A 16,701-nucleotide genomic window follows, 5' to 3' on the forward strand; every position below is an offset into this window, starting at 1 on the left:
CGTGAACCCGCCCCCTGAGCTGGGGTGATGAGTCTCTCTTCGATAACGTCTGCGTGATCATTCAGTGGAGAGTGGAACGCATTGATGGGGGCCGTGCGTTCCTGTTGACGTAGCCGAGCGGACGTCAGTACGGGCAGTTGCGACAGTGCAGCGGAAGCGGATCTACGAACCACGGGGGTAGGAGCGGCGCACACGAGGTGCGTCCGGCAGACGACGAAGGGGCCGCAGCACCATGGCTGTACTCGCCGAATCCGGATCGAACCCCGACGTCGGCCTGCTCTACGACATCAACGGCCTCGCCAAGGACGCCCCGCACTGGTTCGACCAGACCATGGAGTTCGTCGGCGAGTACGGCCTGCTGCTCGCCATGGTCCTGCTCGTGCTGTGGTGCTGGTGGACCGTGCGGCGCCGGGGCGGCGAGAACGCCGCGCCCTCCGTCGCCGCGCTGGTGTGGGCGCCGCTCGCGGCCGGCCTCGCCGTGCTGGTGAACGTCCCCATCCGGGGCTTCGTGGCGCGCCCCCGGCCCTTCGTGGAGCACCAGGGGCTCGACGTCCTGGTCTCCGGCAAGACCGACTACTCCTTCGTCAGCGACCACGCGACCATCACCATGGCCCTGGGCGTGGGCCTCTTCGTCGCCAACCGCCGCTTCGGCCTCGTGGGAATAGGGCTCGCGCTGCTGGAGGGCTTCTGCCGGGTCTTCATGGGCGTGCACTATCCGACGGACGTCGTCGGCGGCTTCGCCCTCGGCACGGCCGTCGCCCTCCTGCTGTCCCCGCTCGCCATGGCACTGCTCACCCCGCTGATGCGCGCGGTGGAGCGCTCGCCGCGGGCGGGGTGGATCGTTCGCCGCAGGGCGGTGAGCGGGGCACGTGAGGGTGCGGTGCTGGGCGGCACCCGCAAGCCGGTGGAGTCCGAGGAACGGGACCTGGCGGCCTAGCCGGCCGGGGACCCGCCTGCAACCCCTGCGCCTACAACCCCTGCGCGTACGAGAAGAACCGCTGCGGGTCGTACTTCTGCTTCACCTTCCCCAGACGGCTCACCGCGTCCCCGTAGTACGCCTTCTTCCAGTTCGTCAGCGTCGGGTCCGTGTAGTTCTGGTAGGCCGCGCCGGAGGCGTAGGGAGCCATCGCCTTGTGGGCGGAGTCCAGCCACGACTGCGCCGTCCCCCCGGAGGCCCCCGCGCCCCAGGACGCGATGTACTGGGCCAGCATCCGGGAGCGGCGGTGGACGAAGGCCGTCGCCGTGGGGGAGACGCGGTTGACCGCGCCGCCGAGGGCCGTGAACGCGATGCTGCCCGCGCCGCCCCGCACGGAGGCGATCTGCCGCAGCACCGTCTGGATGCCCGCCGCCGACAGCGAGCGGTCGAAGAAGTCGGAGCGCGCCGCGTACGTCTCCCGGCCCAGCCGGCCCTGCGGCGAGCGGCCCGGGGTGGGGCCCGGCAGATGGCACTGCGCGTCGGTGGCGAAGGAGGAGCAGCCGGCGTAGACCTCCATCGCCTCCTCGTAGCCGCGGCGGCGCAGGCTGACGGAGGAGGCGTTCGCGCGGGCCGCGTGGGCCAGCCGGTCCACGGCGTTCTGCAGCTCGCCGTAGGTGCCGAGGGAGAAGCAGGCCACGGAGACGGTGGGAGTGCGGCCCGGCGCGCACTCCAGGTGCAGGGACGACCAGATCTCGTCCGGCTGCCCGGGACCCCACTCCTGCCAGGCCTTGAGCACGGCCGCGGCCTTCGGCCAGGGCCAGGTCAGGTACGCCGTGACCGCCTGCGGCGCCGGATGGGTCCGGAACTGCAGCTCGGTGACGACGCCGAAGTTGCCGTTGCCGGCGCCGCGCAGCGCCCAGAACAGGTCGGTGTGGCTGCTCGCGTCGGCCGTCACCTGGGTGCCGTCCGCCGTGATCAGGGTGGCCCGGGTGAGGCTGTCGCAGGTCAGGCCGTACGCCCGCGACGCGACCCCGTGGCCGCCGCCGAGGACGAGGCCGGAGACGCCGACGGTGGGGCAGGAGCCTGCGGGTATGGTCACGCCCTTCGCGGCCAGCGCCCGGTAGACGTCGATCAGCTTGGAGCCGGCGCCGACCACCGCCTGTCCGCCGGAGACGCGGATGCGGTTCAGCTTCGACACGTCGAGGACGAGGCGGTTGTCGCCGGAGGAGTAGCCCGCGTAGGAGTGGCCGCCGTTGCGTATGGACACGCGTACCGCGTGCGCCCGGGCGTAGGCGAGGATCGTGCGGATGTCGTCGGCGTGCGCCGCGTAGGCGACCGCGGCGGGCTTCAGGCCGTCGAAGCGGGTGTTGTACAGCTGGTGGGCCGTGGTCCAGCTCGCGTCCCCGGGACGGACCAGGGTGCCGTCCAGGTCGCGGGCGAGGGCCGCCCAGTTCGCCGCCGCGTTCTCGCTGGTGGTCTTGAACGGGGTGAGCGAGGATGTGGCCGTGTGCGCGGAGGCCGAGGCCCTGCCCGCGCCCGAGCTGCAGCCGGTCAGTGCGGTCGCGGCCAGTACGGCCGTGCCGCCCGCGATGAACGTACGCCGTTCCATGCCCATCGTCCTGTGTCACCCTTCCGCAGGCCCGCGTGGCCTGTCGTGGGGTGAGACGACCGGTTCGACGTGTTGGTTCGTAACAGTTCATCCACAGGGAACCGAACGCCGATGACGCGTCCGCGTAACCCGGCGGCCGGAACCTCCATGTGTTCTCCCCGTGAGCATTCCGTGACCTAACCAGGCCGACGGCAGGGGTTCACCCCTCGTTCACTTCCGGCCATCGGCGGCTTCACCTGTTCTGCCTAATTTCGGCCGTGCACGGTGCGGAGCGCGGCCCTAAGCGCCCGCGCTGCCTCCATACCTCGCACGCCGCCGACCGCGGCGGCTCCTGGAAGGAACTCCCGAAAGTGAAGCTTCAGCGCAAGAACCGGCTGCGCGCCCTGTCGCTCGGTGCGATCGCCGTGACCGGCGCCCTGGCCCTGACGGCGTGCGGCTCCGACGACAACGGCGGCGGTTCCAAGGCCTCGGGCAACCCGTCCGGCGCCACCAACGCCTCCTCGATCAAGTGCGACAACGCCAAGGGTCAGCTGCTCGCAGACGGCTCCTCCGCGCAGAAGAACGCGATCGACGCCTGGGTCAAGAACTTCTCCCAGGCCTGCGGCGTGCAGATCAACTACAAGGGCGGCGGCTCCGGTGCCGGTGTCACCTCCTTCACCCAGGGCCAGCTCGCCTTCGCCGGTTCCGACTCCGCGCTGAAGCCCGAAGAGGTCGCCGCCTCCAAGAAGGTCTGCAACGGCGGCCAGGGCATCGACCTGCCGATGGTCGGCGGCCCGATCGCCCTCGGTTACAACGTCCCGGGTGTCGACAACCTGGTCCTGGACGCCCCGACCATCGCCAAGATCTTCGACAGCAAGATCACCAACTGGAACGACCCGGCGATCAAGAAGCTGAACCCGTCGGCGAAGCTGCCCGACCTGAAGATCCAGGCGTTCCACCGCTCGGACGAGTCCGGCACCACGGACAACTTCACCAAGTACCTGATCGCCACCACCCCGGACAACTGGAAGTACTCCGGCGGCAAGGCCTGGCAGGCCAAGGGCGGCCAGTCCGCTCCGCAGTCCGCCGGTGTGGCCCAGCAGGTCAAGCAGACCTCCGGCGCCATCGGCTACTTCGAGCTGTCCTACGTCAAGGACGGCATGAAGGCCGTCTCCATCGACACCGGCGCCAGCAAGCCGGTCGCGCCGAGCACCGCGTCCGCCACCGCCGACATCGCGGCCGCCCAGGTCGTCGGCACCGGCAAGGACCTGACGCTGAAGCTCGACTACAAGACCAAGGCCGAGGGCGCCTACCCGATCACCCTGGTCACGTACGAGATCGTCTGCGACAAGGGCAACAAGGCGGACACCCTGCCCGCCACCAAGGCCTTCCTGCGCTACATCGCCAGCGAGGACGGTCAGAAGCTCCTCTCCACGATCGACTACGCGCCCGTCCCCGACGAGATCATCAGCAAGGTCCGCACCACCATCGAGGGCCTGAGCTGACCTGATCCGAAAGTGCGGCCCGCGCCCGACAGGGCACGGGCCGCACCGTCCGGTGCACCGCCGCCATGAGCCGCCGCCCGTGAGGGCGCCCGGCTCCGCAGACCGGAGAACCCGATGGACATACCGACCAAGACCACAGACGCACCGCCCCCCACGCCCCAGCCCTCGCTCGCCGAGCAGAAGCGCAACGCCCGCGGCGCGACCCGCCCCGGCGACCGCATCTTCCTCGGCCTGACCCGCGGCTCGGGCATCCTGCTGCTGGTGATCATGGCCGCGATCGCGGTCTTCCTCACCTACCGTGCCTCCCTCGCGATCAGCAAGGACCACGGCAACTTCCTGACCACCTCCGAGTGGAACACCAACCTCATCCCGCCGACCTTCGGCATCGCGGTGCTGGCCTTCGGCACGATCGTCTCCTCGGTCATCGCCATGGTCCTCGCGGTCCCGGTCGCGGTCGCGATCGCGCTGTTCATCACGCACTACGCACCCCGCCGCCTGTCCGGCCCGGTCGCGTACGTGATCGACCTGCTGGCCGCCGTGCCGTCCATCGTCTACGGCCTGTGGGGCGCCCTCGTCCTGGTGCCGCACATGAACGGCCTGTACGGCTGGCTCAACGACTTCTTCGGCTGGACCGGGATCTTCTCCTGGGACAAGGGCGCGCCGCGCTCCATGCTCACCGTCGGCATCCTGCTCGCGATCATGATCCTGCCGATCATCACCAACGTGAGCCGCGAGGTGTTCCGCCAGGTCCCGCGCATGCACGAGGAGGCCGCCCTGGCCCTCGGCGCCACGCGCTGGGAGGTCATCCGCATGTCCGTGCTGCCCTTCGGCCGCTCCGGTGTGATCTCCGCGTCGATGCTCGGCCTCGGCCGCGCGCTCGGTGAGACGATGGCCGTGGCCACCGTGCTCTCCCCCGACTTCATCATCCACGCCAGCCTGCTCAACCCGGGCGGCGGCACCTTCGCCCAGAACATCGCCAGCAAGTTCAGCGAGGCGACCGAGTTCGGCCGGGACGCGCTCATCGCCTCCGGTCTGGTCCTGTTCGTCATCACGCTGCTGGTCAACGGCGCGGCCCGGCTGATCATCGCCCGCCGTGCGGAGTACTCGGGGGCCAACGCATGAGCACCGCAAGCCTGACCGACAAGCGCCCGAGCTCCCTGCGGGCCGCGAGCCTGCCCAGGTGGACGCCGTGGGCGCTCGCCGCCGGCTCCCTCGCCCTGGGCATCGGCATCTCCGCGGCCGCGGGCCTGCACAGCAAGATCCAGTGGGGTCTGATCGCCGCGGTCCTGTTCGTCCTCGGCACCTACGGCGTCGCCGCGCGCGTCGAGGGCCGCCGCCAGGCCAAGGACCGCGTGGCGACCAGCCTCGTCTGGGTCGCCTTCCTGCTCGCCGTGATCCCGCTGGTCTCCCTGATCTGGGTGACCATCGTGCGCGGCGTGAAGGTTCTCGACGTCTACTTCCTGACCCACTCGATGGGTGTCGTCGCCGACACCGAGCCCGGCGGCGGCATCTACCACGCGATCATCGGCAGCCTGGAGCAGGTCGGCCTCGCCACCCTGATCGGCGCCCCGATCGGCGTGCTCACCGCCATCTACCTGGTGGAGTACGGCCGCGGCCGGCTCGCCAAGGCGGTGACGTTCTTCGTCGACGTCATGACGGGCATCCCGTCGATCGTCGCCGGCCTGTTCATCCTGTCGCTGATGCTCATCTTCAAGATGCAGCCGTTCGGCTTCGCCGGTTCGCTGGCCCTGGCCATCCTGATGATGCCGGTCGTCGTCCGCTCCACCGAGGAGATGCTCAAGCTCGTCCCCAACGAGCTGCGCGAAGCGTCGCTGGCGCTCGGTGTGCCCAAGTGGCGCACCATCCTGAAGGTGGTCCTGCCGACCTCCATCGGCGGCATCACCACCGGCATCATGCTGGCGGTCGCCCGTATCGCCGGTGAGACCGCGCCGGTGCTGCTGCTGGTCTTCGGCAACCCGTTCATCAACAACAACCCCTTCGAGGGCGCGCAGGCGTCGCTGCCGCTGTACATCTACCAGCAGTTCGCCAACAGCGCGGGTTCCGGAGCGGCGTACGACCGCGCATGGGCGGCGTCCCTCACGCTGATCGCCTTCGTGATGATCCTCAACCTGGTGGCCCGCGGCATCGCCCGCTGGAAGGCCCCCAAGACCGGTCGCTGAGGGCGGCCACACAGCGACCGAGCTTGAACTTTCTGGAAGTGAAGTAGACGACATGGCCAAGCGAATCGACGTAAGCGGACTGACCGCGTACTACGGCTCCCACAAGGCGATCGAGGACATCTCGATGACCGTCGAGCCGCGTTCGGTGACGGCGTTCATCGGCCCCTCCGGCTGCGGCAAGTCGACGTTCCTGCGCACGCTCAACCGGATGCACGAGGTCACGCCGGGCGGCCGCGTCGAGGGCAAGGTGCTCCTCGACGACGAGGACCTGTACGGCCCCGGGATCGACCCGGTGTCCGTCCGCCGCGAGGTGGGCATGGTCTTCCAGCGCCCGAACCCCTTCCCCACGATGTCGATCTTCGACAACGTGGCGGCGGGTCTGCGCCTGAACGGCAACTACAAGAAGTCGGAGCTGAGCGACATCGTCGAGAAGTCGCTCAAGGGCGCGAACCTCTGGAACGAGGTCAAGGACCGCCTGAACAAGCCGGGCTCCGGCCTCTCCGGCGGCCAGCAGCAGCGTCTGTGCATCGCCCGCGCGATCGCGGTCGAGCCGAAGGTGCTGCTGATGGACGAGCCGTGCTCCGCGCTGGACCCGATCTCCACGCTCGCGATCGAGGACCTGATCGGTGAGCTGAAGGAGCGCTTCACGATCGTCATCGTGACGCACAACATGCAGCAGGCGGCGCGTGTCTCGGACCGTACGGCGTTCTTCAACCTCGCCGCGGTGGGACAGCCGGGCCGGCTGATCGAGATCGACGACACCGAGCGCATCTTCTCCAACCCGTCCGTCCAGGCCACCGAGGACTACATCTCCGGCCGCTTCGGATGATCGTCCCCTGATCCCCTCGCGGTGCTGCATGGCGGTGCCACCGTGAGGACGCAAAAGGGCCCGCCCCTGGCTCCCGGGGGCGGGCCCGTTGCGTTCGGTGTCACGGACTGAGGTCCAGCACGCGGACCGGCTCCCCGATCCACGCGTCCGGGCTGGTGGTGGCGATGACCGCGCCGTCCGGACGGTCCGGGGTGGGCTGTGCCGCGTACTGACAGTGCGCCGCGGCCCATGTGTGGTGCCGGGCCACCGCCAGGGCGGCGGGCAGGTCCAGGTCCAGGACGGTGATGGCGGGCAGGGCGGCGAGACGCTCCGCCGTGCCGGGACGCGTCCGGTCGGCCTCGGCCAGGGCGCACGCCGGGGCGTACAGGTACCAGCCGGCCTCCACGTGAGCGCGGTGGATCAGCCGGGAGGCAAGGACGTTGCCCTGGCCCGCCGCGGCCATGGCGGTGGCGTCCAGGAGGATGTGCATCGCATCGCTCACAGGGCCGCCGCCCGGGCCAGCCGCCGGTCCAGCTCGCTGTCGAGGTCCCGCTCCTCCGCCGGAGTGGGGGCGTAGCCGGTCCACTCCCTCAGAGCGGCGCGGGCCTGCTCGGCCCGCTCGGCGGGGGTGAGCAGGGTCTCGGCGAGCCGGGCCAGGTAGGCGCGCAGCGACCCCTAGAGCACCGTCAGCTTCTCCAGGCCGAAAGCCAGCGCAGCGACCAGCGCCGCCGCCGGCATCGTGATGAACCAGCCCAGGACGATGTTCTTGGCCACGCCCCAGCGGACGGCGTTGAGGCGCTTGGTCGCGCCGACGCCCATGATCGCCGAGGTGATGACGTGGGTCGTGGAGATCGGCGCCTTGAAGAGGAACGCCGTGCCGAACATGATCGACGCGCCGGTCGCCTCCGCGGCGAAGCCCTGCGGCGGGTCCAGTTCGATGATCTTGCGGCCCAGGGTGCGCATGATGCGCCACCCGCCGGCGTAGGTGCCGAGCGAGAGCATGACCGCCGAGACCAGCTTGACCCAGACCGGGATCGGGTCGCCGAAGGTCTCGTGGCCGGAAATCACCAGTGCCATCACGACCACACCCATGGTCTTCTGGGCGTCCTGGAGACCGTGGCCGAGGGCCATGCCGGCCGCGGACACGGTCTGCGCGATGCGGAAGCCGCGCTTGGCCTTGTGCGGGTTGGCCCGGCGGAACAGCCACATGATGGCCAGCATGACGACGTAGCCGACGATCAGGCCGACCACCGGGGACAGGAACATCGGAATGATGATCTTGTCCAGCACGCCGTTCCAGTGGACCGCCGTACCGCCCGCCAGGGCCGCGCCCACCAGGCCGCCGAACAGGGCGTGGGAGGAGGACGAGGGCAGGCCGAAGTACCAGGTGATCAGGTTCCAGGTGATCGCGCCGAGCAGGGCGGCGAAGAGGATGCCCATGCCGGTCGAGCCGGACGGGGTCGCGATCAGGCCCTCGCTGACGGTCTTGGCGACGCCGGAGCCCAGGAAGGCGCCGGCCAGGTTCATGACCGCCGCCATGGCGAGCGCCGCCCGCGGGGTCAGTGCCCGCGTGGAGACCGACGTGGCGATCGCGTTCGCCGAGTCGTGGAAGCCGTTCGTGTACGTGAAGAAGAGCGCGACCGCGATGGTCACGACCAGGGCGAAGGTGTCCATCGACGCCTCAGGACTCCTTGACGGCGATGGTCTCCACCGTGTTCGCCACGTGCTCGAACGCGTCCGCCGCCTCTTCCAGGACGTCCACGATCTGCTTGAGCTTGAGCACCTCGATCGCGTCGTACTTGCCGTTGAAGAGGTGGGCCAGCAGCTTGCGGTGGATCTGGTCCGCCTGGTTCTCCAGGCGGTTGACCTCGATCCAGTACTCGGTGAGGTTGTCCAGCGTGCGGAGGTTCGGCATCGCCTCCGCGGTCAGCTCGGCCGCCCGGGCCAGCACCTCGATCTGCTGCTCGACGCCCTTCGGCAGTTCCTCGACGTTGTAGAGGACGACCAGGTCGACGGCCTCCTCCATGAAGTCCATGATGTCGTCGAGGGAGCCGGCGAGGGAGTAGATGTCCTCGCGGTCGAACGGCGTGATGAACGAGGAGTTCAGCTGGTGGAAGATCGCGTGCGTGGCGTCGTCACCTGCGTGTTCCGCGGCCCGCATACGCTCTGCGATCTCGGCCCGGGCGGAAGCGTCCGCCCCGAGCAGTTCCATCAGGAGTTTCGAGCCCGTGACGATGTTGTCCGCGGACGCGGCGAACATGTCGTAGAAGCTCGTCTCCCTGGGGGTCAGACGAAAGCGCACGTGGGTTCCTCTAGGTGCTTCGGTTTCGGTCAGGCTGATGCTAGGCGCATCATCCGGCCACGGCTATCGGGCCGCATCCCAGTGTCGCCCATCGGTCAGGTTGATCAGCACGGGGGCGGGCCAAGGGCTCTCTACCCCGGAAAGTTGGTTACGATATACCCAGTAGGGGTATGTATCCCCGATTGTGCCCGCCGCTCGTCCCGAAATGGAGGCCCGCGATGACGACGACCGAGGCCGGCGCCGAAACGGCACCCTCCGAGACCATGGGCGAGACCGTGAGCGAGACCACGGGCGCGGCCGCGGGTGAGACGGCGCACACCGCGCACGCCACGCACGGCTACCACAAGCAGAAGGACGAGCACCTCAAGCGGCTGCGCCGGATCGAGGGCCAGATCCGCGGCCTGCAGCGGATGGTCGACGAGGACACGTACTGCATCGACATACTGACCCAGGTGTCCGCCTCCACCAAGGCGCTGCAGTCCTTCGCGCTGCAGCTGCTGGAGGAGCACCTGCGGCACTGCGTGGCCGACGCGGCCCTCAAGGGCGGCGACGAGATCGACACCAAGGTGGACGAGGCGACGAAGGCGATCGGCCGCCTCCTGCGGTCCTAGGCCCTGTCGTCAAACTCGGAGGGCGCGGGCTCCTACGCCGGGTCGTAGGCCCCGCAGGCCTCGCGTTCCTCGGCGACGCGGAGCACCTCGTCGATGCTCTCCAGGCTGAGCCGGTCCTCGGCCGCGGAGGCCGCGATGATCAGCTCCCCGCACAGTTCGATCTCGGCGAGGGCCACGTGGTCCTGCACCGCCGTACCGCCGACCGGAGCCACCCGCCTCACCTTCTCTCTGCCGTCACCGGCTTCCTAGAGTAGGGAGTGGTCTACATACCGCGCATGGCACGGACGGGCTACTTACGCACCGGCGGTAGGGACTAGTCGCTGTCCTCGGCGATACGGCCCGCGTAGATGTCCGCCGAGCGCGGCAGCCGTACGTCGGCGGGGGCGCCGAAGTCGTACAGCAGGGTCGTCGAGGCGACCGCCACGGGGGTCTTCTGCCGGCCGTTGACGAAGCTGAAGCGCTGCCTGAGCTTGCGGATGCGGCCCTGGTCGTCGAGATAGGCGTCGAATGGGACTTCGGCCGTGGCGAACCCTTTCGCCGCCGCGGCCAGCGGTCCCCGGTTCCCGGCGGAGGCCAGGCGGGCCGCGCCGCGCAGGTCCGCCGTGCCCCGGTAGTGCAGCACGGGGGTGCCGGCGACCTCGGTCCGGCCGACGTAGGCCGCGGTGCGGGTGCCGCGCAGCACCTCGGCCGCCGCGTACGGGTCGGTCGCGCCGCCGGTGACCAGATTGCCGTCGGAGAGCGTGGCGATGTCCACCCGCACCCACTTGTCGGCGGGCACGCCCGCGCCCCGGTTCTTCATGAACAGGGCGCCCGGCGCGAGGAGTTCGGTGATCGGCTGGTGCTCGGAGGTGCCCGCCGGATCCTCGGGCAGCACGACGGTGAGCCGGCCGAGGCGGTGCCGGTAGTCGTAGACGCCCCGGCCGCGGATGGTGACCCGGGTGCCGCCCGTGGCCATCTCCATGGAAGTGGCCGCCCGGGAACTGCCCGCCCCGCGCAGGGTGTCGGCCGCCCGGCGCAGCACGGCGACCGGATCGCCCCCGCCCTTGACGTCCTCGGCGGCGGCCCCGCTGCCGGAACAGCCCGTGGCGCCCGCCCCGAGGCCGAGCATGATGCCGACCGCGAGGACCGTACCGCCCGCGCTTCTGTGCTGCCGCCGCTCCATCGCCTGCCTACCCCCAGCCGGTACGTCCGTCACGGGCCCCCTACTCGTCCGGTCAACGACGGGCAGGGGGGCGCCGTCACGCGGCGAAAGGAGTGGACGGCGCCCTACGAGCCCTTTACCGCAGGGCCGGTAACGTTGTCGGAGTGGCGCAGCAGGAGGGGCCGGAGCGCGTCCGGCGGGGGCAGGAGCACCTCACCTCGACGACGGAACAGGGCCGGTTCTGCGTGGCCCGCTGCACCTGTGGCTGGCGCGGCCCGGCCCGCCGCGCCCGCAGCCAGGCGCGGACGGACGCGGAGGCTCACACGGCCGGCCTGTGAAGGGCGTCGACCAGCTCGCGGTCCCGGATGTGGGTGAGCCGGCTGCGTGCGGCGGCGGGGGAGAGCCACAGGATCCGGTCCACCTCGCTGTTCGGGGTGAAGCGGCCGGAGACCGCCTCGGCCGCCCAGTACCGCACCTGCTTGAGCCGGCCGCCCGCCACATAGCGCACGGTCGGCAGCTCGGCCCCGGGCCGGGCGGTGTACCCGGTCTCCTCCGCGACCTCGCGCAGGGCGCCCGCGAGCGGGTCCTCACCCCGCTTGAGCTTGCCCTTGGGGTGGGACCAGTCGTCGTACTTCGGCCGGTGGACCAGACAGATCTCCAGGTCCCCGGAGACCGGCGAGCGGCGCCACAGCACGCAGCCGGCCGCCCGCACCAGGGTGTCGTCCACACCGCCCTCCTCGGCAGAACTCAGGGTGTGCTGACCGTCCGCTTCTGCCAGGCCTGCTGGAAGGCGAACCTGGCGGCCTCCACCTCGTGCCGCTGGTCGGCGTGGAGCACGCCGAGCGCGTACGCCGTCGCCGGGGCGATCCGGGGCGTACGGGCCGCCTGGGCCGCCGCCGCTGCCGCCTCCGAGGCGTCCCGGTGCCGGTTCAGCGCCCGGCCGGCCGCCAGCAGCCGCACGTCGACGGGCATGTTGCCGCCGTGCAGCGCCTCCTGGGCGTACCGGTGCAGCCGCAGCAGCAGCCGGACCTGGTGCCAGGGGCCGTCCTGGGGGTGCGGGGCCGGGTCCGGCGACAGGCCGTGCACCAGGGCCTCCGCGTTGTAGGGATGGCCCGCCGTGACCAGGGGGAGCGCCGCGATCGCCGCTGTCAGCCGTTCCTCCGCAGCGGCTGCCAGCGGGCGCAGGTCGGTGGTGGACGCGGCAGGGGTGAGGGGCACCTCGCTGGCCAGTACGGCGACCTTGTCGGCGACGGCGTGGAAGCGGCTGGATCCCAGCGCCTGCAGCGCTGTGGAGTGGGCCCTCGTCCGGGCGAGGGTGAGCTGGCGCTCGAGCAGGGCGCCTGCTTTGGCCGCGCCCACGGTGAGGGTGCCGCGCTCTGCCGTCGCCGTCGCGTCGGCCGGGCCGCCGGTGTTCTCCACTGCCGCTTTCAGCGGTACGGGCGCCGCCCCGGCGGCTGCCGCATCACCCGTGCTCGCCGCCGCGCCGACGCCCGCCGCCACGGCCTGGCCCGGGAACGTCGTAGCCCCCGACAACCGGTGCAGCGCCTGCAGCAGCCGTTCCAGCCGGGCCTCGTACGCGTGCTCCAGGCCCAGCGTGCCGGACAGCCACGCCAGCTCGGGGCGCATCTCCTCGGACCAGTCGGCGTCGAGGAGCGGGCGGAAGGTGTGCAGGCTGCCGCTGATGCGGCGGGCCGAGCGGCGCAGCAGCCGGGCCGCGTCGACGGACTCCTCCGCGCCGCCCGCCGTATGCCCGCCGGTCTCGCGCTGCAGGCGCAGGGCGCGCAGGAACTCCGTGGCCTGGGCCCGCAGGTACGACGCGAGGGCGTCCCCGGTCACCTCCCCGGCCGCGGGGTCCGTCGGGTCAAGGTGTTGCTGTGCCACGCCGGCGCCTCCGGGCGTCTATGAGCATCTCCTGGACGTTGCGCAGCGGCTGTCCGTCCGCGTCGGTCGCGTGCCGCGTCCACTCGCCGTCCGGGCCGAGGTGCCAGGAGGAGGTCGCGTCGGACATGCCGGTGTCGAGCAGCCGGTTCAGGGCCGCCCGGTGGGCGGGGTCGACGACCCGCACCAGGGCTTCTATCCGGCGGTCGAGGTTGCGGTGCATCATGTCGGCGCTGCCGATCCACACCTCGGGCTCGCCGCCGTTGCCGAAGGCGAACACCCGGGAGTGCTCCAGGAAGCGGCCGAGGACCGAGCGGACCCGGATGTTCTCCGACAGGCCGGTGACGCCGGGGCGCAGCGCGCAGATGCCGCGCACCCACACGTCCACCGGCACGCCCGCCTGGGACGCGCGGTAGAGGGCGTCGATGACCGCCTCGTCGACGATCGAGTTGACCTTGATGCGGACGAAGGCCGGACGGCCCGCGCGGTGGTGCTGGACCTCCTTCTCTATCCGCGAGATCAGACCGTCGCGCAGCGACTTCGGAGCCACCAGCAGCCGGCGGTAGGTCTCCCGGCGCGAGTAGCCCGACAGCCGGTTGAACAGGTCGGAGAGGTCGGCGCCGACCTGCGGGTCGGCGGTGAGCAGGCCGAGGTCCTCGTACAGGCGCGCCGTCTTCGGGTGGTAGTTGCCCGTGCCGACGTGGCTGTAGCGGCGCAGCGTCTCGCCCTCCTGGCGGACGACGAGGGACAGCTTGCAGTGCGTCTTCAGGCCGACCAGGCCGTAGACGACGTGGCAGCCGGCCTCCTCCAGCTTGCGCGCCCACTTGATGTTGGCGTGCTCGTCGAAGCGGGCCTTGATCTCGACCAGGACGAGGACCTGCTTGCCGGACTCGGCGGCGTCGATGAGCGCGTCGACTATCGGGGAGTCGCCGGAGGTGCGGTAGAGGGTCTGCTTGATCGCGAGGACGTCCGGGTCGGCCGCGGCCTGCTCCAGGAACGCCTGCACGGACGTGGAGAAGCTGTCGTACGGGTGGTGCAGCAGCACGTCGCGGGTGCGCAGGGCGGCGAAGATGTCCGGCGGGGACGCGGACTCCACCTCGGCGAGGTCGCGGTGGGTGCCGGCGACGAACTTCGGGTACTTCAGCTCGGGCCGGTCGAGGCTGTGGATCCGGAACAGGCCGGTGAGGTCGAGCGGACCCGGCAGCGGGTACACCTCCGCCTCGGAGATCTTCAGCTCGCGCACCAGCAGGTCCAGCACCTCGCGGTCGACGGACTCCTCGACCTCCAGGCGCACCGGCGGGCCGAAGCGGCGCCGCATGAGCTCCTTCTCCAGGGCCTGGAGCAGGTTCTCGGCGTCGTCCTCCTCGACCTCCAGGTCCTCGTTGCGGGTGAGGCGGAAGGTGTGGTGCTCCAGCACCTCCATGCCCGGGAACAGCTCCTCCAGGTGCGCGGCGATGACGTCCTCGATGGGGACGTACCGGCCGGGGCTGCTCTCCAGGAAGCGGGACAGCAGCGGCGGCACCTTCACGCGCGCGAAGTGCTTGTGGCCGCTGACCGGGTTCCGCACGACCACGGCCAGGTTCAGGGAGAGGCCGGAGATGTACGGGAACGGGTGCGCCGGGTCGACGGCCAGCGGCGTGAGCACGGGGAAGATCTGGTGCCGGAACAGCGTGAACAGGCGGGCCTGCTCCTTGTCGGTCAGCTCGTTCCAGCGGACCAGGTGGATGCCCTCCTCCGCGAGTGCGGGGGCGACGTCCTCGTGGTAGCAGGCGGCGTGCCGGGCCATGAGCTCGCGCGAGCGGGCCCAGATCATCTCCAGCACCTCGCGCGGCTGCAGCCCCGAGGCGGACCGGGTGGCCACGCCGGTGGCGATACGGCGCTTCAGCCCCGCCACCCGGACCATGAAGAACTCGTCCAGGTTGCTGGCGAAGATCGCGAGGAAGTTCGCGCGTTCCAGCAGCGGCGTGTTCGGATCCTCGGCCAGCTCCAGGACCCGTTCGTTGAAGGCCAGCCAGCTGCGTTCGCGGTCCAGGAAACGGCCCTGCGGCAGCGGAGCGCCGTCGCTCCTCGACTCCTCGTACGCGTCGAGGTCCGCGTCGAGGTCGGGTTCGAGGTCGGAAACCGCTCCCTGCGCGACATGCGTGCGGTGCGCGGCTATGGAGCCCACGTCGGGCTGGATGCGCTGGACCTCTGCCTGGGTGTCGTGCTGGCTCATGAACCCATTGTTCCGCGCTACCGGCATCACGGGCGCATCGGAACGTGCGGGCGGGAGCGTCCCGGCCCCGTTCTGGGCGGGCCCCTCGGGGGGCGGCGAAGGCTCTGGCACGGCGGGCGTCATTGGCCGAGCGTCGCAAGCCAGGCTGAATCAACGGTTACGGAGACATGACGTCCGGGATAGCGAGGGGCGGATCACAGGGGGCGCGGTCGCAGAAGCGACGGACGCGGCGCGGGGCCGGGGCGGCCTTCCCTCACCCGCGCATGGTGATCAGGCTCCACGGCGCCCTGGCGGGCGGTCCCGGCCGCCCGCCGGGGCACGTCACGTCTCCGTGCGGTACATCAGGTCCGTCTCGTACGTCGTGAACCCCAGTCGCTCGTACACCGACACCGCCGCCTGGTTGTCGGCGTCGACGTAGAGCATCGCGGTCGGCAGCTGCTGCCCCGCCAGGTGCCGCAGGCCGATCGTGGTGAGCGCCTTGCCGAGGCCGCCGCCCTGCTCGCCGGGGCGGACGCCGAGGACGTACACCTCGCCGAGCCCCTCCTCGGCGTGCACCTTGGTCCAGTGGAAGCCGATCAGCTCACCGCGCCGCTCGGCGAGGAAGAACCCGGCCGGGTCGAACCACGGCTGGGCCTTGCGGTCGTCGAGGTCGCGCTGGGTCAGCGAACCCTGCTCGGGGTGGTGGGCGAAGGCGGCCGCGTTGACCGCGAGCCAGGCCGCGTCGTCCTTGCCGGGCACGAAGGCGCGCACGCTCACGCCCTCGGGGAGCACCGGCTCGGGCAGCTTCAGGTCGGTCAACGGCCGCCGCATCTGCCGCAGTTCGCGGAACAGGGTCAGGCCGAGCACCTGGGCGAGGTGCCGGGCGGCGGGATGCCCGCCGTGCGCCCACACCCGCAGCCGCTTGCCGGAGGCGGCGAGCAGCGCCGCACCGAGCGCCCGCCCGTGCCCGTGCCCGCGGTGCGCGGGGCGGACGACGAGTTCGGCGGCCGGGGCCTCCACGGGGTCGGTGTCCTCCAGCTGGGCGTAGCCGACGAGTTCGCCGTCGATGGTCAGCAGCAGGTGCGAGACGCCCTCGCGGGCCTCGCCTCGCAGCTGCAGCCGGCCCTGTTCGGACACCGGCTGCTGCCCGTCGACCGCGGCGGCCTCGGCGAGCAGGGCCCGCACCGCCTCGGCCTTGTCGGGGGTGAGCGCGGAGTGGGTCTCGATGGAGCGGGCGGGGAAGGCCCGTGCGGTGTCGTCGCTGCTCATGCGTAGAGAGTAAGGGGCGGAATCGGCGCCGACGACACCGAAGACCCGGTCGGCGGGAACGACTGGGCCGGGAATTCGTGAGGCGGGGTCGCCGGGTGCCACGTGGCCGCACCGGGGGCCCCGCCTCCGTCGTGTCCGAGGAGATGTCCACAGCTGTGGACGTGGGTGGGGCCGAGCCAGTGGCCGGGGGGCCTCGTGCGTGGGCTTCCTCGGGAGCCGGCTCGGTCAGCAGGGCGGGCCAGTCCCGGCCGGCGGCCCAGCCGGCCATGGCCTCGACCGGGCCCGCGCTGCTGCAGTTGGTCGGGGTTT

17 protein-coding genes are annotated in these 16,701 nt (G+C 71.1%); 7 read left to right on the plus strand and 10 right to left on the minus strand.

The features are described 5' to 3' along the window. Nucleotides 1-232: 232 nt before the first annotated feature. Complete coding sequence (locus tag OG956_RS18660; protein ID WP_330339098.1) at nucleotides 233-937, plus strand: phosphatase PAP2 family protein; 705 nt, start codon at nucleotides 233-235, stop codon at nucleotides 935-937. Nucleotides 938-968: 31 nt separating this feature from the next. On the opposite strand, the gene OG956_RS18665 is transcribed toward OG956_RS18660, so the two are convergent. Then, nucleotides 969-2,525, minus strand: coding sequence for an FAD-binding oxidoreductase (locus OG956_RS18665; RefSeq protein ID WP_330339099.1), 1,557 nt, complete (start codon nucleotides 2,523-2,525; stop codon nucleotides 969-971). Between the two features lie 350 nt (nucleotides 2,526-2,875). Here OG956_RS18665 and pstS point away from each other — a divergent pair, with 350 nt between their 5' ends. The 4 genes from pstS (at nucleotide 2,876) to pstB (ending at nucleotide 7,018) form a co-directional block, all read left to right on the plus strand. Beyond that, nucleotides 2,876-4,009: a phosphate ABC transporter substrate-binding protein PstS gene (gene pstS, locus OG956_RS18670; RefSeq protein WP_330339100.1), complete on the plus strand. Its 1,134-nt coding sequence runs from the start codon at nucleotides 2,876-2,878 to the stop codon at nucleotides 4,007-4,009. A gap of 114 nt (nucleotides 4,010-4,123) precedes the next feature. Then, complete coding sequence (gene pstC, locus OG956_RS18675; RefSeq protein WP_330339101.1) at nucleotides 4,124-5,131, plus strand: phosphate ABC transporter permease subunit PstC; 1,008 nt, start codon at nucleotides 4,124-4,126, stop codon at nucleotides 5,129-5,131. Then, nucleotides 5,128-6,189: a phosphate ABC transporter permease PstA gene (gene pstA, locus OG956_RS18680; RefSeq protein WP_330339102.1), complete on the plus strand. Its 1,062-nt coding sequence runs from the start codon at nucleotides 5,128-5,130 to the stop codon at nucleotides 6,187-6,189. Before pstC ends, pstA begins: the two co-directional genes overlap by 4 nt. 52 nt (nucleotides 6,190-6,241) lie before the next feature. Continuing rightward, nucleotides 6,242-7,018, plus strand: a complete 777-nt coding sequence (gene pstB, locus OG956_RS18685; protein WP_330339103.1) for a phosphate ABC transporter ATP-binding protein PstB — start codon at nucleotides 6,242-6,244, stop codon at nucleotides 7,016-7,018. 100 nt (nucleotides 7,019-7,118) lie between these two features. Here the strand turns inward: pstB and OG956_RS18690 are convergent, their stop codons facing one another. The 3 genes from OG956_RS18690 to OG956_RS18700 all read right to left on the minus strand — a co-directional run bounded on the left by OG956_RS18690 (nucleotide 7,119) and on the right by OG956_RS18700 (nucleotide 9,299). Beyond that, complete coding sequence (locus OG956_RS18690) at nucleotides 7,119-7,487, minus strand: hypothetical protein (protein ID WP_443065684.1); 369 nt, start codon at nucleotides 7,485-7,487, stop codon at nucleotides 7,119-7,121. Nucleotides 7,488-7,672: 185 nt separating this feature from the next. Next, entirely contained in the window at nucleotides 7,673-8,671 is a 999-nt protein-coding gene (locus tag OG956_RS18695; RefSeq protein ID WP_330339105.1) for an inorganic phosphate transporter, read from the minus strand. Nucleotides 8,672-8,678: 7 nt separating this feature from the next. Next, complete coding sequence (locus tag OG956_RS18700) at nucleotides 8,679-9,299, minus strand: DUF47 domain-containing protein (RefSeq protein WP_330339106.1); 621 nt, start codon at nucleotides 9,297-9,299, stop codon at nucleotides 8,679-8,681. 218 nt (nucleotides 9,300-9,517) lie between these two features. Between OG956_RS18700 and OG956_RS18705 the strand changes: the two genes are divergently transcribed. Continuing rightward, nucleotides 9,518-9,910, plus strand: coding sequence for a metal-sensitive transcriptional regulator (locus OG956_RS18705; protein WP_330339107.1), 393 nt, complete (start codon nucleotides 9,518-9,520; stop codon nucleotides 9,908-9,910). Between the two features lie 32 nt (nucleotides 9,911-9,942). Here OG956_RS18705 and OG956_RS18710 read toward each other — a convergent pair whose 3' ends face one another. Beyond that, a complete protein-coding gene (locus OG956_RS18710) occupies nucleotides 9,943-10,131 on the minus strand; it encodes a hypothetical protein (protein WP_330339108.1) in 189 nt (62 codons plus the stop codon). 92 nt (nucleotides 10,132-10,223) lie between these two features. Next, on the minus strand, nucleotides 10,224-11,072 hold the full coding sequence (locus OG956_RS18715) for a hypothetical protein (RefSeq protein ID WP_330339109.1): 849 nt from the start codon (nucleotides 11,070-11,072) through the stop codon (nucleotides 10,224-10,226). 143 nt (nucleotides 11,073-11,215) lie between these two features. Here OG956_RS18715 and OG956_RS18720 point away from each other — a divergent pair, with 143 nt between their 5' ends. Further along, nucleotides 11,216-11,389, plus strand: coding sequence for a hypothetical protein (locus OG956_RS18720; RefSeq protein WP_330339110.1), 174 nt, complete (start codon nucleotides 11,216-11,218; stop codon nucleotides 11,387-11,389). On the opposite strand, the gene OG956_RS18725 is transcribed toward OG956_RS18720, so the two are convergent. From OG956_RS18725 to mshD, 4 genes are all read right to left on the minus strand, one after another. Further along, the gene (locus OG956_RS18725; RefSeq protein WP_330339111.1) at nucleotides 11,371-11,778 is read right to left on the minus strand and encodes an NUDIX hydrolase; all 408 of its coding nucleotides are present in this window, start codon (nucleotides 11,776-11,778) and stop codon (nucleotides 11,371-11,373) included. The two genes, OG956_RS18720 and OG956_RS18725, sit on opposite strands and share 19 nt — an antisense overlap. A 20-nt stretch (nucleotides 11,779-11,798) precedes the next feature. After that, complete coding sequence (locus OG956_RS18730; protein ID WP_330339112.1) at nucleotides 11,799-12,932, minus strand: CHAD domain-containing protein; 1,134 nt, start codon at nucleotides 12,930-12,932, stop codon at nucleotides 11,799-11,801. Then, the gene (locus tag OG956_RS18735) at nucleotides 12,913-15,267 is read right to left on the minus strand and encodes an RNA degradosome polyphosphate kinase (RefSeq protein WP_330339113.1); all 2,355 of its coding nucleotides are present in this window, start codon (nucleotides 15,265-15,267) and stop codon (nucleotides 12,913-12,915) included. The genes OG956_RS18730 and OG956_RS18735 overlap by 20 nt, the downstream gene beginning before the upstream one ends. Before the next feature lie 198 nt (nucleotides 15,268-15,465). After that, the gene (mshD, locus tag OG956_RS18740; protein ID WP_330339114.1) at nucleotides 15,466-16,392 is read right to left on the minus strand and encodes a mycothiol synthase; all 927 of its coding nucleotides are present in this window, start codon (nucleotides 16,390-16,392) and stop codon (nucleotides 15,466-15,468) included. Nucleotides 16,393-16,701: the final 309 nt, after the last annotated feature.

The sequence above is a fragment of the Streptomyces sp. NBC_00557 genome (assembly GCF_036345995.1).
Taxonomy (GTDB): domain Bacteria; phylum Actinomycetota; class Actinomycetes; order Streptomycetales; family Streptomycetaceae; genus Streptomyces.

What these genes read in the sequence shown, in the direction of transcription:
- OG956_RS18660 (WP_330339098.1), top strand. Translation starts at nt 233, where the DNA reads ATGGCTGTACTCGCCGAATCCGGATCGAACCCCGACGTCGGCCTGCTC.
- OG956_RS18665 (WP_330339099.1), bottom strand. Translation starts at nt 2,525, where the DNA reads ATGGAACGGCGTACGTTCATCGCGGGCGGCACGGCCGTACTGGCCGCG.
- pstC (WP_330339101.1), top strand. Translation starts at nt 4,124, where the DNA reads ATGGACATACCGACCAAGACCACAGACGCACCGCCCCCCACGCCCCAG.
- pstA (WP_330339102.1), top strand. Translation starts at nt 5,128, where the DNA reads ATGAGCACCGCAAGCCTGACCGACAAGCGCCCGAGCTCCCTGCGGGCC.
- pstB (WP_330339103.1), top strand. Translation starts at nt 6,242, where the DNA reads ATGGCCAAGCGAATCGACGTAAGCGGACTGACCGCGTACTACGGCTCC.
- OG956_RS18690 (WP_443065684.1), bottom strand. Translation starts at nt 7,487, where the DNA reads ATGCACATCCTCCTGGACGCCACCGCCATGGCCGCGGCGGGCCAGGGC.
- OG956_RS18695 (WP_330339105.1), bottom strand. Translation starts at nt 8,671, where the DNA reads ATGGACACCTTCGCCCTGGTCGTGACCATCGCGGTCGCGCTCTTCTTC.
- OG956_RS18705 (WP_330339107.1), top strand. Translation starts at nt 9,518, where the DNA reads ATGACGACGACCGAGGCCGGCGCCGAAACGGCACCCTCCGAGACCATG.
- OG956_RS18715 (WP_330339109.1), bottom strand. Translation starts at nt 11,072, where the DNA reads ATGGAGCGGCGGCAGCACAGAAGCGCGGGCGGTACGGTCCTCGCGGTC.
- OG956_RS18735 (WP_330339113.1), bottom strand. Translation starts at nt 15,267, where the DNA reads ATGACGCCCGCCGTGCCAGAGCCTTCGCCGCCCCCCGAGGGGCCCGCC.
- mshD (WP_330339114.1), bottom strand. Translation starts at nt 16,392, where the DNA reads ATGAGCAGCGACGACACCGCACGGGCCTTCCCCGCCCGCTCCATCGAG.